General features: G+C 58.3%; 8 protein-coding genes. All 8 read right to left on the bottom strand.

Features of this window, described 5'->3' with window-relative positions:
* Positions 1–101: 101 nt before the first annotated feature.
* Positions 102–779 carry a nucleotide exchange factor GrpE gene (grpE, locus tag Q5H31_RS03275; protein WP_055680638.1) on the bottom strand — a complete coding sequence of 226 codons (678 nt, stop codon included), beginning with the start codon at positions 777–779 and terminating at the stop codon, positions 102–104.
* Positions 780–781: 2 nt separating this feature from the next.
* Positions 782–2650 carry a molecular chaperone DnaK gene (dnaK, locus tag Q5H31_RS03270; protein ID WP_302457494.1) on the bottom strand — a complete coding sequence of 623 codons (1869 nt, stop codon included), beginning with the start codon at positions 2648–2650 and terminating at the stop codon, positions 782–784.
* Between the two features lie 266 nt (positions 2651–2916).
* A complete protein-coding gene (phoA, locus tag Q5H31_RS03265; RefSeq protein WP_271695093.1) occupies positions 2917–5016 on the bottom strand; it encodes an alkaline phosphatase in 2100 nt (699 codons plus the stop codon).
* 457 nt (positions 5017–5473) lie between these two features.
* Positions 5474–6292 carry a sulfite exporter TauE/SafE family protein gene (locus tag Q5H31_RS03260; RefSeq protein WP_302457501.1) on the bottom strand — a complete coding sequence of 273 codons (819 nt, stop codon included), beginning with the start codon at positions 6290–6292 and terminating at the stop codon, positions 5474–5476.
* Between the two features lie 977 nt (positions 6293–7269).
* Complete coding sequence (locus Q5H31_RS03255) at positions 7270–8133, bottom strand: class C sortase (protein WP_302457500.1); 864 nt, start codon at positions 8131–8133, stop codon at positions 7270–7272.
* 130 nt (positions 8134–8263) lie between these two features.
* A complete protein-coding gene (locus tag Q5H31_RS03250) occupies positions 8264–9301 on the bottom strand; it encodes a Cna B-type domain-containing protein (RefSeq protein ID WP_302457493.1) in 1038 nt (345 codons plus the stop codon).
* Between the two features lie 274 nt (positions 9302–9575).
* Positions 9576–11249: an isopeptide-forming domain-containing fimbrial protein gene (locus Q5H31_RS03245; protein WP_270435336.1), complete on the bottom strand. Its 1674-nt coding sequence runs from the start codon at positions 11247–11249 to the stop codon at positions 9576–9578.
* Between the two features lie 119 nt (positions 11250–11368).
* Entirely contained in the window at positions 11369–14941 is a 3573-nt protein-coding gene (locus Q5H31_RS03240; RefSeq protein WP_302457492.1) for a SpaA isopeptide-forming pilin-related protein, read from the bottom strand.
* Positions 14942–15203 lie beyond the last annotated feature (262 nt).

Below are 15203 nucleotides of genomic sequence, written 5' to 3'. Positions count from 1 at the left end.
AACCGTTGTTTCAGGTAATCGAAGGCCCCTCGTTTTTCAGAGGGGCCCGATTACTCGTCACATGCGTTTCGCGCGGATACGCGGATTGTGCGAATGCGCAATCAGTTCTGCGGAGAAGCCACGACCACACGGGCCGCGCGGATCACGCGGTCGCCGATGCGGTAGCCGGCTTCCACCACGGTGTCGACGGTTTCCTTCTCGGCATTCGGATCCGGCTTGTGCAGGATCGCGTCATGCTTCGTCGGGTCGAAATCCTCGCCCTTTTCGCCGAACTTCTCAACGCCGAACTTCTCGAACGCCTTGTCGATCTTGTTGGCGACGGCCTTGAACGAATCGTCCATTTCGCTGTGTTCGCGGATGCGGTCGATGTCGTCGAGGGCCGGCAGCAGGGCGGTCAGCACGTCGATGATGCCGTGCTGACGGAAGCGTTCCTGCTCCTTCTGCGCGCGGTTGCGGAAGTTGATGAACTCCGCGCGTTCGCGCTGCAGCGCCTCCAGATATTCGGCGGCTTCCTTCTTGGCCTGGCCAAGGGGGGTCAGCGTATCGTCGGCCTTGCCGTCGGCAGCGTCTGCCTTGTCAGCACCGTCAGCGGCAGCGGAATCGCCATTTTCTTGCGATTGCGCGGCAGCCGGCTGAGCTGCACCTTCCTGCGTTGCGCCAGCGGCGGAATCGGCGGAAGCGCCGTCAGCAGCGGAAGCGGCGGCCGGGGCGGCCTGCCCGGACAGGTCATCCATGTCGGGCAGGTCGTTCAGGTACTCGTCCTTGTTGAAATCGGACATGATTACTTGTTGTCCTTGTCGTCATCGTCCACGACTTCGGCGTCAACCACGTCGTCGTCGGAGCCGTTGGAAGCGGAGCCAGCAGCGCCGGCCGCACCGGCGGCGTCGGCGGCACCCTGCTGTGCGTAGAGGGCCTGGCCGATCTTCTGGGCGGAGGTCATCAGCTCGGTCTGGGCGGACTTGATCTTCTCAATGTCCTCACCCTTCAGGGCTTCCTTGAGCTCGTTGACCTTGTCGGTGACTTCCTTGGCCACATCGTCGGAGAGCTTGTCCTTGTTGTCATTGACGAGCTTCTCGGTCTGATAGGCGAAGGACTCGGCCTGGTTGCGGGTCTCGGCGTCTTCCTTACGCTTCTTGTCCTCGGCCTCGTGGGCTTCGGCTTCCTTGACCATGCGGTCGATCTCGTCCTTCGGCAGGCCGGAACCACCGGTGATGGTCATGGACTGTTCCTTGCCGGTGCCCTTGTCCTTGGCGGACACGTGCACGATGCCGTTGGCGTCGATATCGAAGGTGACCTCGATCTGCGGGACGCCACGCGGAGCCGGAGCGATGCCGGTCAGCTCGAAGGTGCCCAGCGGCTTGTTGTCGCGAGCGAACTCACGCTCGCCCTGGTAGACCTGGATGAGCACGGACGGCTGGTTGTCTTCAGCGGTGGAGAAGACCTCGGAACGCTTCGTCGGGATGGCGGTGTTGCGCTCGATCAGCTTGGTCATGATGCCACCCTTGGTTTCGATGCCGAGGGACAGCGGGGTCACGTCGATAAGCAGGACGTCCTTACGGTCGCCCTTGATGACGCCGGACTGCACGGCTGCGCCGACGGCCACGACTTCATCCGGGTTCACGGACTGGTTGGCTTCCTTACCGCCGGTGAGCTCCTTGACGAGCTCCTTGACGGCCGGCATACGGGTGGAGCCACCGACGAGGACCACGTGGTCGATGTCGGAGACGCCGATGCCAGCGTCGCGCAGCACGTTGTTGAACGGGGTGCGGCAGCGGCCCAGCAGGTCGGAGGTCATTTCCTCGAAGTGGGCACGGGTCAGGGTCTCGTCCAGATGCACCGGAGTGCCGTCAGGGGTCATGGCCAGGTACTGCATGGAGATGGAGGTGCTGGTGGAGCTGGACAGTTCCTTCTTGGCCTGCTCAGCAGCTTCCTTCAGACGCTGCAGGGCGATCTTGTCCTTGCTCAGGTCGATGCCGTACTTGTTCTTGACTTCGCCGACGAGCCAGTCGATGATCTTCTGATCCCAATCGTCGCCGCCCAGGTGGTTGTCGCCGTTGGTGGCCTGCACCTGAATGGTGGAGAAGCCGTCGTCGTCCTTGCCGATCTCCAGCAGGGACACATCGAAGGTGCCGCCACCGAGATCGAAGACCAGGATGGTTTCGTCTTCCTTGCCCTTTTCGAGGCCGTAGGCCAGTGCGGCTGCGGTCGGCTCGTTGATGATACGCAGCACGTTCAGGCCAGCGATGGTGCCGGCGTCCTTGGTCGCCTGACGCTGGGCGTCGTTGAAGTATGCCGGGCAGGTGATCACGGCGTCGGTGACCGGCTCGCCCAGGTAGGCTTCGGCGTCGCGCTTGAGCTTCATCAGCACCTGTGCGGAAATCTCCTGAGGAGTCCACTTCTTGCCGTCGATCTCAACGGTCCAGTCAGTGCCCATGTGGCGCTTGACGGAGCTGATGGTGCGATCGACGTTGGTCACGGCCTGACGCTTGGCGACCTCGCCGACCAGAATCTCGCCGGACTTGCTGAATGCCACGACCGACGGAGTGGTGCGAGCGCCCTCGGCGTTCACGATAACGGTGGGCTGGCCACCTTCAAGAGTTGCGATGCAGGAATTGGTAGTACCCAAATCGATGCCAACTGCGCGTCCCATAACTTATCTCCTTTGCAGATTAGGTTCGCTATACGTTCTTTCGTTCTTCGCTCGAGTTCCGGATTGCCGTTTCCGGATTGCCGTCTCTCATGCTTTCCAAAACTTGAGCCTACACCACTCAACTTTGAATCGCAAGTTATTATTCCCAAAATCGCAAAAATTCTTGAGCACACCTCACTCAACTTTGCGCAAAACCCAAAACCGCCGGCGCTGGAGAGCATCTCAGCGGCGGCGGTTTTGGGGATCATCGGAGGTTATTCAGCCAATCAGCGGTCGTTCTTGGCGGCCTTCACGGTCTTGATGAGCATCGCGACGGCAACCAGCATGGCGATCGCAACAGCCGCAGCCAGCACCGCGGTGCCGGTCTTGCCGAGCAGTGCGGCGCCAAACGGGCCGGCCTTCGTATCGTTGTTGACCTTGCCGGAAGCGATCACGCCGTTCTTGTCAGCGTTGCCAGCGCCCGGCTTGCCGTTGTTCTTGTCAGCGGAGTTGGCGGCCGGAGCCTGGAAGTCGACGGTCACGGCCTTGCCGGACTGGCGGCCGGTGACGGTGAGCGTGTATTCAGAGCCTTCGGTCACGCCGTCCAGCGCGATCGGAGTGGTCTGTGCGGTCTTGACGCGCACGCCGGAGAGCGGAGTGGAGGAATCGGACGCGGCCACGGTCTTGCCGTTCTTGTCCTTCAGCTCGTAGCTGAGCACAGCGTCGCCGTTGAAGCCGTCGACGTCCGCGGTGAACTTGCCGTCGGCAGCGGAGACCTTCACAGTGCCGTTGTCAGACAGTGCCTTCTGCGATTCGGCGGAAGTGGCCAGTCCCAGAGCGCCGGCGATCGTGTAGAAGTTGTCGGTCTGGTCGGTCAGGCCGATGACGCGCTGTGCGCCAGGGCCGGAAGCCGCGATACGCAGCTGGGTGCCGGTGTGCTCCATGTCGCCGCCGTTGTAGCCGCCGTCTGCATCGCGAGAATCGTCCTGGGCGGTGCCGTAGGAGACGACCATGTTGTTGCCATCAGCGGTCTTCAGCACGGTGGACAGTGCGTAAGCCGGCTGGGCGTTGAGGATCTGGGAGGTGTGCGCGTGGTCGGCGGTGACGATCACCAGCGTGTTCGTGAGGTCCACGTTCTGCATGGCGTAGGCAATGGCCTGGTCGAAGTCGTCGGTCTCGCCGATCTGGCCGCAGGCATTGCCTGCGTGGTCCTGCTTATCGATCGAGGCGCCCTCGACCTGCAGGAAGAAGCCGTTCTTCTGGCCGTTCGGGTTGTCATTCAGCAAATCGAGCGCCTTCTTGGTCATGTCCTTGAGCGAGGAGCCCTGATTGCCGAGCCAGTCGGCGTTCGGGGTGCACACGGTCGGGTTGGCGTCCTTAGCTGGATCCTTGGCGGTGGCCTTGGACGGGTTGAACTTGGTCGGCATGTTACCGTCGCTCATCAGGGCGAGCACTGGCTGGCCGTCCTTGTACTGCAGGGCGTTCATCGCGGCCGGATCGTTCTCGACGGTCTGGAAGCCCATTTCCTTGGCCTGTTCCCACACGGTCTTGCCCTTGTATTCACCACCCTGCACGGTCTGACGGAAGTACTTGGAACCACCGCCGATGGTTACGTCGGCGCGGGTGTCGAGCAGCTGCTCGGAGATGGAGCCGATGCCGCCGTTTTCCTTAAGCTGGTTGATGAGGCACTGCTTGGAGGCATTGTTGGACGTGCCGTCGGTCTTGCCCTGTGGGCCGTAGCAGGCACGTTCGGACGAATGCGATTCCAGCACGGCCGGGGTAGCATCCTGGATTTCGGCGGTGGTCACATTGCCGGTGGCTTTGCCGGCCGCCTTGGCCAGCTCGAAGAGGTTCAGCTGCGGATTGCCGTAAATATCAACGTCAACGGCGTTGTTGTAGGTCTTGGTGCCGGTGGCCCAGGAGGAACCGGAGGCGGAGGAATCGGTTACGGGGGTAAGCTTGCCCGGGTTGGGGTTAGCTACCAGTTTGCCGTCGCCATCCTTGCCGACAGCGCTGTCCTTGCTGCCGTTGCCGACGGAGAAGGTCGTGTACTGACCGGTGCCGGCCTGCACGTCGCCGAGCGCGCCGGGCTGGCCGACCGCGTCGAGACCGTCGAAGTGGCCGTTGGCGCCCTTCAGGTAGTCGCGGGCGACGGTGATTTCCGAATCGCCCATGCCGTCGCCGAGGAACAGGACGACGTTCTTCGCGTTCTTGTTGCCGATGGTGGCGATGCGCTGCGCGCCGCCATGCTTGGCGAGTTCCGAGACAGACTTGCCGTTGGGGCTGTAGGTGGTGTCGGCCGCGAGCGCCGGTGCGGCGAGCGCGCCGAGCGTCGCCACGGATGCGACCGCTGCGATCGCGCCCTTCAAAGCTTTGTGCTTGCTCATGTTTCTTCTTTCTTCCATGCAGTTTCTTCCGTGCCGTCCAACCTGCCGTTTCGGTTGCGCCCGTTAGGTAACGCCCGTTTCGACCATGTTTTCCGGCTGCGCGGAACCTTTCCGCGGCTGCATTGCTTGGATCTTTCGATGCCACCGCCCACGCTATGCGCCGCAAGCCAACGCACACCGCACTACAGAAGAACGGCAGATGAACACTCATCGCCATATGATGACCGCAACATATCCACCGCATGAACAGGGGGAATACGGCCAATAAAATCGCCATATTCCGTCAAACAACACCCCCACCGCACCCCACAAGCCAAAATCCCCCACTGGCTGGATAAATCCAACCTCTCAGACCCCACTCACACGCCAAAAATCCCAGTGACTGGATAAAAACCACCTCTGACGCACCACTCACACGCCAGAATCATCCAGCCACTGGGAAAAATGCCCGCGCCACTCAGCCCCGCGCAACCCGCGCCGCGCGCGTGGCCTTTACGGCCACGAACACGGACCGCACCAGCAGCACGCACAGATAGCAGGCGAACATAATCGCCCCAACTCGTGGCGAAACCTCCCCCGCAATCCACGTGCCGAGCGGCGCGGTCACAGCCGCGGTCACACCAATAATCAGCGCGGTTTTCACATGCGCTAGCCTGCGCTTCAAGTTCGCCGCGCTGGTCGTGATCGAATTCGGAAACATTGCCAGCAGCGACGTTCCGCGCGCGATCAGGTCGGACGCGCCGAACAGCATCGACAGCGACGGCACCGCAAGCGCACCACCCCCAATGCCCAGCAGCCCCGCCAGCGTGCCGATGACCACGCCCAGCAACGCCAAGCCAATGCCGGTCGTTACGCTCATGGCGATCTGGTGGTCGCGCGACGGAACGAAACTCACCTGATCGATCACCACAAACACAAGAAACGCTACGAAAATCCACCGCAGCGCCAATTCCGGCAGCCGTGACAGCAGCCAACTGCCGATCTGCCCGCCAATGAACATGCCGCAGAACAGCAGAGCTGCGGCGAGCCAGTCGACGTGCCCGCCGGTCGCGTACGAAATGACGCCGGAAATGGAGGTCGGCACGATCGCCAGCGTGGACGTGGCGGCCGCGTTGCGTTGAGATAGCCCCAGCCAGACGAGCGCGGGCACGATCACCGTGCCGCCGCCGATGCCGAACATGCCTGACAGCACCCCCACCAACATGCCGACCACAATCAGCACGATGATGCTGCGTGCCGACCCGTCAAGCGCCGTCTCCCCCGCTCGCGATTCCATCTTTTGCGATTCCGTTCGTACGGCATCCGCCTGATCCGCAGTTTCCCCTTCATCACACATGGCAGCTCCTTCCACGTCTTCCGCGCCCGATACTACCCACCTGCCGCGCGCAGCAATCAGCCGATTCCATAATTTTGCGATTTCGCCGCCGCAGCGCCCGGTTCACGCGCTTTCTCGCTTATAGATGGCGGATTCGCGGGATCGACGGATGGTATCTCGCTTATAGATGGCGGCCCCTTGCGGAAACAAGACATCTAGGGGGTATGCATGCTACCCCCTAACGACCTATTGCCCAAACCGACCCGCCACCTATAAGCGAGATACCACCGGACGCCCGGCCGAATCCGCCATCTATAAGCCAGATATCCAGCCAAAACCACGACCGCACGCCTACACCCACGCCTACACCGGCACACCCGCACGCCCACACCCACGCAAGACCCATTGCACACACCCCCGTACGCACACGACCGCGCGCGGACCGGCAAAATCGCAAGTCATGAGCGAAAAGGGGCATCAAAAGCGTCCGAAACAGGCCGAATAATACCCCCATCCGCTCACAGACAAGCAAAACCAGCCCAACTCACAAGTCGTGAGCAAAAGGGGAGGCCACCCAACATCAAAACAGCCCGAAACATCCAGAATCGTACCCCCATCCGCTCACAACCGCGCCAAAACCGTCAAAACCGCAAGTCATGAGCAAAAGGGGCATCAAAAGCGTCCGAAACAGGCCGAATAATACCCCCATCCGCTCACAACCCATGCTTCAGCACGATTCAGGCCATATGCGCACCGCAACAACACCCCTGCGCAACATCAGACATGCACACGCACGCAAACACAAGTACACACACTGAAACGCAACACGTACCACAAGCACACAAACACCACGCACCACATACCGAGCACGACCAGACGCACACCCCCGCACACCGGAGAAGCGATGTCACCGGCCTGCGGCGGCGCTAGGCTAGACACTACCCCCGAACACCAGACGAATGGCGCGCGCCGGCCCCGGCGCACAACCCGTGCCGCACAATCCAGGAGCGTCGCCATAGCCGCGCGAGCCCCACAAAAGCGCAGCCAGCCACAAACACGAGCAGTCCGATCACCGCAGCCGCCACGGCTGTCATTTCGCCCGGCTCGTCGTATTGCGTCTTGTCTGGCACTTTCGGATTCGGAATTCGGTGCCCGCGCACGAGCAGCCTGTGTGAGTTGACACCGTACGGCGTGCACGTGATCAGCGTCGCGTAATCGGCCCCGGACTCAATATTCAGCTTGCTGATTTCGCTCGGCAGCACCACTGAGATCTGGTCCACTTGGTACGTGTAGGTTTCGTCGAGCACGTGGAATGCGAAGGTATCGCCTTTTTGCAGCTCGTCCAAGCCGGTCAGCAACCGGGTGGACGGCAGGCCGGTGTGTCCGGAGACCACCGCGTGCGTGGTCGCTCCGCCTACGGGCAGCGATGTGCCGGCCAAATGCCCGGCGGCGATCTGCAGTACGCCGTCGCTGGTGCCGTGGTAGACGGGCAGTTTCACTTTGATGCGCGGGATGGTCACGTATCCCATGATGCCGGTGCCGGTCACGTCGAGCGTTTCATCATATTCGCGCTTCTGCGCGTCGGTCATGTGCCACCGATCGCCGTTCGCGGCGAGCCGTTCATTGTATTCGTGCGCCGCTTTCAGCATGGCCTTGCGTTCGGCGCCGGACATGTCTTTGGTTTGTTCCACGTAGCCTGCTACGGCGTATGACTGGTGCATGCGGTTCCACCAGTCGCTGAATGTCGGATACGCGATGAGGCCCAGCGCACCGATCATGGCGATTGCGGAGATGGCAATCATCACATTGAGCAGCGCATTCGATTTCTTATGCTTGGCAGCCGGTTTAACCTGCGCACCCGGTTTAACCTGCGCATCCAATTCGACTTGCGCAGCTGGCTTGGCGTCCGATTCATCCGTCACGTTATTTATGCTACGCCCGCTTCCGCAAAGCCGTCTTGGCAACGATCAGCAGCACCAAACCAGCGCCCAAGATGGCCACGGCAATCCAAGCGGCCTGCTGCACGTCGGCGCCGGTGTGCGGCTGGTCCGGCGTGGTGGGTGGCGTGTGCGTGTTGGTGATTTCAGTGGAGTCGCCTTCCACATCGGAGATGGTGGTGTAGCCGTCGGGCACCGCCGCTTCGACCACGGTCCATTCGTGGTCCGCGTCGAGCGCTGTCCACGAATGCGTCCACTTGTTGGACTCGTTCAGCTTCACGTTTTCCACGGGCTCGCCGTCGCGCAGGAGTTTCACGGTGATGGATTCGGGGCGCTTGCCGTCGGAATTGTTCCGGTCATTCCAGATTTTGCGCACAGTGCGTTCCACGGTTTTCGGCGGTTGCGCCACACATTCGGTTTTCGGTTCGATACTCAGCACACGCGACCCGCCGGAGACGCCGTCTTCGGGCACTGCGACGAGCATGCTGCCGGAAGAGCACGTCCATGTCTGGTTCTTTCCGACAGCGTTGGCGACCTTCACGTCAACGCTGTCGGACACGGCCAAGTACAGGCCGTCGGACAGTCCGGTGAAGGTCAGATGCCCGGAGGTGTTGGTGACGCCGGTTGCCGTGGCGTCGGGTTGGTTCACCGCGATGAGTCCGGCGAGCGTATTGGCCATGTCTCGCCACACCTGCGCGTCCTTGCCGGTCATCTTCGACCAGTCGACGGGGTAGGCGGTGGAGTCGGTGAACGGTGCGACGGGTTCGAAGGTGGCGCCGCCGCTTGCCGGGATCTGCCCGACTTTGTAGAGGTTGAAGCTGGCGTCCGAAATGGCGAAGTTGGTAGAATCGTCGCCAGTTTCGGAGTCCGAGCTCTTATGGTGGTACGAAATGGCGATGCTGCCGCTGGCAGAGTCTGTTGTTGGAGCCGCGACGGCATCGCGAGTAGTGAATGCACAGGCTGCCGCGGCGAATGTGGCGGCGATTGCGCAGCATGCGGCGATGACGCGGCTTGCGATCGTGCGTTCCTTCATTGCCGACCCCTCTTCTGTGGATTGGAAAGTAAGCATGTTTGATTCGCCCCCAACGGCAAACCGGAAAATATATGGAGCCAGGCTGGATACTCAAGAAAATTAGGCAGTGTACAAGGGATTGAGGTGGTCCAGCCCAGCATATGTGGGTTCAGTTATTATTTAACTTTTAGTTTTTAAATTATGTATTGCGATTCCCGTAAGCCGCTGCTGACTTGCGTCAACGCGGCTCACGGGTTTCGCATGGTTACTTCAGATTCTTATGGAATCCGGAGGATCAGGCATTGCGACGACGCAGAGCCATCACCAGGGTCGCGCCAGCAAGCACGAACACGGCGATACCAGCCACGTACAGCAGCACGGTGCCCATGCCACCGGTGGACGGGAGCTTGCTGCCTGGGATATCGACCACGTCGGTCTTGATCTGAGCAGTGCCAGCCTCACCGGTTCCCCTGTTAACAGTGAACGTCTGCTCAGCCGATGCAACGCCGCCGACCTTCACATCAGTTACCGTCAAGTCAGTCAGAGTACCCGGCTCATCAGCGGAATTATAGGTAGCGGTCACAGTGAAGGTAATCGGGTCGATGGTGTTGTAGCCCTTAGGAGTCGTGGTTTCCACAATCTTGTAATAGCCGGAATCGAGACCGGTGAAGTCGAAAACATTACCATTAGTATGCTGCACCTCATCGCCGACCTTAGCGTAGTCCGAGTCAGCCGGATTCACCTTGGTGGCCTTGTACAGAGTAAAGCCGGCGCCATTCAAGGCTTCCTTATCGGAGTCAGTCTTACCATACTTGGTGACTTCCAGCTTGAAGGTGAACACAGTGACCTTGTGCTCTTCGGTCTTGCCAGTGCCCTCGCCATACTTGTTGTTGGAGAACTGGAGATACACCTTATTCTGGTTGCCGTTGGAACCGAGCACAGCATTCTCGTTCAACTGAGCATAGTACTCGACGACAATCTGAGTGGACGACGTGATGTTCACAGTGTCCCCAGTCTTCTCAGCCTGAGCCTTCTTCAAATCAGCAAACTTCACGTTGAAAGTCTCGCCATTAATGTCTGAAGTCAAGACCTGATAACCAGTAAGAGTATCTTGCTTCAGCTCGACCTTGTTGTTGTCATTGACAGCGTAAACCTTAACCGGGTGGGTCGTGTCATTGACGAAAGTCAGACCCTGGTCGGCGGTATCGTGGAAGGTGTACTCATAGCTGGTGTAATCAGCGTAGTCGGTCGGCAGAGAACCGGTCAGCTGGAACTTGACATAGTCGCCAATGTTGTAATCAGCAGCGGTGCCCCAGTTATCTTCAGAAGCAGGATTGTTGACACCATCCATGTTCTCCTGAACCTTCTTGCTGACAGTGACAGTATCCTTCTTGGGGGAAACAGTCACGCCTGCCTGACCGGCGGTGTTGACGATCACAGCGGACATGGTCTTGCCCGCGTCATTAGCTGCGGTAGTCTGAACAATCAAGTAGTAGCCCTGCGGTCCGGACAGCGTAGTGGAAAATGCACCTGCAGCGACTGCGGCGGAATTAGCATCGGCAGCAACGCCGTCTTCCTTCAGCGACTTATACAAGTTTTCGGCAAACCGCTTAGTCTTAGTACTATCGAATTTGCCAATAGCCGCAACGAAATCGTCGACTTTGCTGTCCGCAGTCAGGGTAGCGGAGGAATCAACGTCCTTGATTGCTTCAGCAACCTTATCATAATGATTCCAGTTGGTACGCTTCTGGTAAGCAACGTTGGTCTTTTCACCAACAGTAGCTTCGGTTTCGTCAAACAGACGATAGCCAGCGTATACATCACCAACGCTTGCAGGCGTAGTTTCCGAGCCAATGGTGATAGTAACATCGCCCTCTGCCGCCATGGCGGTGGAGGCGCCGGCGAAACCGGCGACGGCCATTGCCGCGGTGGCTGCCACGGCTACGAGGCCCTTGAGAACCTTATTCATTGTTCTCCCTTTCTTTCTTGTTTGAAATCTTGAATCTTCAGTTATGTGTGTTCAGTTATTGCCTAGTGGGCATTGGGTCGCTACGCTACGGTCCAGCCCCCCTGCCCTAGACGAGTTCATCATTGCCGCCTCCTGAGGCTCAAGGCCAGACCGGCCACGGCAATCGCCACTGCGAGGAATCCCGCAGCGTACATCTTGTTTACTCCCTCGCCGCCTGTACCAGGCAGAACGACGCCGGGGGTGTTGGTAATGGAACCACCGTCAACGGTGAATGCGGCAGACTTCTGATAGTCGGCGGTAGTCTCCGGCTTGAAACCGGAAGACGTGTACCACGTGCCTTTCACGTTCGCGCCTTCGGCCGGCCCGATGCGGAACACGTGCGGAGTCGTATCGATGTTGTACCCGTCAGGAGCCTTGGACTCGATTAACTGGTATTCACCCCACTCAAGACCAACGATGGAGAACTTACCGGCGTCGCCATCACGATCCGTATACCATTCCGTCTGCGCGGAGCAGGTCTTCTCACTGCTATTCACGCAATCCTTGATGGTTGCGATAGGCGTGGCGCTATCACCTTCCGTGTATTCGGCGTTGCCGTTGGCGTCCCACGAGAAGTTCTTGGTCTTGTACAGCTTCCATTCGGAACCGGCCAGCAGCTTCAGTTCACTCGAATCGTCGGTCTTCTGCCAGGTCGCCTTGCCGGTAAGACGCGGGTTCTCGACCTTTTCGGGAAGATCGGAGCTCGTGACCTGCCCATTCTTGATAACGATGGTGTAGGTCTTCGCCTTGCTGGCGTCGAAACCGTTCGGGGCGTTGATTTCCTTCAGCGTGTAGGTGCCATTCGTAAGATCGGACACCTTGAACTGGCCGCCCTTCGGATCCTCATCCTGCCGCGTGTCAGCTGCCTTGGCAGTCGTGTTGGTAATAGCGCGCACCACCGGCTGATCGTAGAACACTGCATTCTTCACCGCGGAACGATGGGAACGATTCTCCACGTATGCGCTGGTCACCGTGCAGCCGGAGGGGACTGTTTCTTTTTGGAAATCATTCCACGCCTCCACAACCTGAACATCCTTACCCGTAAAGGTAAACATACCGTGATCCGCGGCGGTGTACTTATCGTCATTGGGCAGATCGAACCCTTTAGCATTGCCAAGATAGAACTGGTAATTTGTTGTAACAGAACTCTTCGGCAGCTGGAAACGCACATAGTCACCGCACGCGCTGGAACTTTGCACATCGCCGCTCCAGTTATTGCTGTCCGTGCTCTTCTTATATTTCAGCCAATAGTCGTTCCACTGCACGTTCGACTTCTTGAAGTACACGGAAACCATCGGCTCCGTCACCTTGATCTTCAGGGTGGCCTTCTCCCGGCTATGCTGCTCGGTGGCGGTGATGGTCACATAGCCCGAGGTCACCCGATTGGCGGTCACCCTGACAATGGTGCCGGTCGTAGGAGTTACGGAAACCTCATCCGTATTGCTCGAAGTCCAGTTCACCGTGTTGCCTTCAGGCGCCACGGTAGCCGTCAGCGTCATGGTCTTGCCCTGTTCCAAGCTGATTTCCTGACCTTCGGTGTATTTGTCAATGCTGACCGAGCCCACCACGGTTACGCCGGTTACCATAACCGGGAACGTCACAGTCTTGTCGCCGGCCGTGAACACGATGTTCGTAGTGCCGTTGCTATACGGCTGCAACTGCGTGCCATCGCTGGCAATGCCTGCAACGGCAGGGCTTTCGGACTTCCACTGCACCTTCGTGGCGAGCTCCTTGCCATCCTTATCCACGGCAACATAAGAAATGCTTACCGGAGTGGAATTCGTGAAGCTCCACGAACTAACTTCAGTTTCATTGATCTTGACCACGATGTTTGCGATTTCGCTGTCGGAATCATCATCCGTAATAGTCCACGACTGGTCGGGATCGCCCTTCTTGGTCAATTCCCAAGTGGAACCCGCGAGCAACGTGTTCTGGTCTTCTGCGTCAACCTTCGACCATGCGATGGAAGTACCGGCACTCACGTTGACAATGGCGCCATTGTGCAGCTGCTTGGCGGTGTCATCGGTGATTTCAGCGCCAGTAGCGCTGTACACCTTGTCGATGGTTGAAACGGTATCCGTACTGTCGTGCGTGACGATGCGATAGATGTTCGTGTTCAACGCATACTGGCTGCTGCCGGTACCGCTTTCCTTCAGGTAGTATGTGGCCTTCTTTGCGAGACTGCCCAAAGTGACGCTACCGTTATCCGCATCATCCGCATCATTCCAGCCGCCATCGGCAACCGTGGTGATGGGGTTCGTGCCATTCATGGCATTATCCCTCGTGCCGTACACCGTCCACGAAGTACCTTTCAGGGCTTTGCCCTCGGCATCGACCTTATCCCACTTGATTGCGGCGCAGGAGGTGGTCATCTGCCCATACCAAGACAGGTTATGACGTTCCTGATCCATATCCACTGCAGAGGTGGAATATTTGCCTTCGGCGTTGACGAAATTGCCGCTGTTTGTGGTAACGACATCCTTGTTGTACATTTCAAAATCGCCAGTAGTCCACACACGACCATTAGTGGAGACATGCGACTGGAAATTGCCCTTGGCACCAAAATCATTGCCCGTTACCATAACGGAACCCATCCATGCGGCAGACGGATCATCAGTTACATTGACGCCATACCAGTCTTCCTTGTCGCCATGCTTCTGATCCTTGTACCAGCCGGTGTTGATGCGCCCCGACCCCTTACCACCAAGAATCGTAAGGGTATTGGTGTTATAGAAGTTCCACATCAGCTGGCTTGCGCGCTTGACGTACTCCTGCCCATGCGTATTGTTGTAGCGGTTTGTGCCCGTCGAATTCATCATGACGTAGCCGTCGGAGATATCAACGTCGTTCCACTTGAACTGCCAGCCATTACGGAACTTCACATCATTGCCATTACCGTTGATGTTGATGGCGACCGAAGCATTGTCGGAGATGTTCTTGAAGTTGAACACCACGCCGGCATCACCAATGCTATTCAGCATTGATGCGTCTAAATTGAACACCTGCAACTCGTCTTTGCCATCGCCGGTCAGCGTGATTTCCGTCTGACGGGAGTTGTTCTCAATATCGAACCGGTAAACGTTGTTTGCGTAAGTGTTGTAGCTGTATGAATAACGTTTGCCTGTGTAATTATCCTCATTGCCCTTCGTAACAGTGTTGCTGGAGGAAATCTTCGCGAGCTTGCCAGACAGCGTAGTCACATAATTCTTATATTCGGAATATGTGTAATCCGAACCCGTCGAGGGGTTCTTCACTCCGGAAATAACGGTGTTGCTCTGATTCCAGTTGACTTTGCCGTTGCCGCCCATGTCGTACACGGAATACTGTTCACCGTTCTTCCAAGTGTTGCGGCTTTGCACTGTGGTCTGATTACCAGCAATGTTCGCGTTAAAGTTATGGTCATTCGTCTCGCCGGTAGCGCCATTCCCCGCTCCGGTTCCAAGCCAGCTGGATCCCTGATTAGCGTCATCCGTCCAGCCCTGAGCACCACCGAACCAATTCAACTCGGAATTGGTGCTATTGCCGCCAACCGAAAGCACAGTCGAACCGTCCTTCGGACGGAACTGCGAACCAAAACCGACGATGCCCCAACGAAAACCACGCGAACGATTGAATGAGCCATCCTTATTCCAGATGTTCCAAGCCTGCTTCATTGGATGAAGCAAAAGCTTTCCGTTCACAGCGGTCAAGCCTTCGGCCTCAACAGCGTAAGAACCCTCAGGCGCATTGTTGTTATTGGCAGAAGTAATGCCCGACTTCTTGCCACCTACATACATGTCACCGCCAACGAAAGTAGCGATACCTTCATCGTTACCGCTGCCGGAGGTCTGATCGCCTAACGGTTCTGTGGTAGGTGTGCAGATTGCGCCGTCATTGCGACTTTCGTCAGCTTTGGCATTGTAGGTGGGGAGGAGG

The organism is uncultured Bifidobacterium sp. (assembly GCF_959020155.1).
Classification (GTDB): domain Bacteria; phylum Actinomycetota; class Actinomycetes; order Actinomycetales; family Bifidobacteriaceae; genus Bifidobacterium.
Note: the sequence above shows the minus strand (reverse complement) of the source record. Positions and strands in the feature narration are given on the sequence as shown.

What these genes read in the sequence shown, in the direction of transcription:
- grpE (WP_055680638.1), bottom strand. Translation starts at nt 779, where the DNA reads ATGTCCGATTTCAACAAGGACGAGTACCTGAACGACCTGCCCGACATG.
- dnaK (WP_302457494.1), bottom strand. Translation starts at nt 2,650, where the DNA reads ATGGGACGCGCAGTTGGCATCGATTTGGGTACTACCAATTCCTGCATC.
- phoA (WP_271695093.1), bottom strand. Translation starts at nt 5,016, where the DNA reads ATGAGCAAGCACAAAGCTTTGAAGGGCGCGATCGCAGCGGTCGCATCC.
- Q5H31_RS03260 (WP_302457501.1), bottom strand. Translation starts at nt 6,292, where the DNA reads ATGGAATCGCGAGCGGGGGAGACGGCGCTTGACGGGTCGGCACGCAGC.
- Q5H31_RS03255 (WP_302457500.1), bottom strand. Translation starts at nt 8,133, where the DNA reads ATGATTGCCATCTCCGCAATCGCCATGATCGGTGCGCTGGGCCTCATC.
- Q5H31_RS03250 (WP_302457493.1), bottom strand. Translation starts at nt 9,301, where the DNA reads ATGAAGGAACGCACGATCGCAAGCCGCGTCATCGCCGCATGCTGCGCA.
- Q5H31_RS03245 (WP_270435336.1), bottom strand. Translation starts at nt 11,249, where the DNA reads ATGAATAAGGTTCTCAAGGGCCTCGTAGCCGTGGCAGCCACCGCGGCA.
- Q5H31_RS03240 (WP_302457492.1), bottom strand. Translation starts at nt 14,941, where the DNA reads ATGAAGCAGGCTTGGAACATCTGGAATAAGGATGGCTCATTCAATCGT.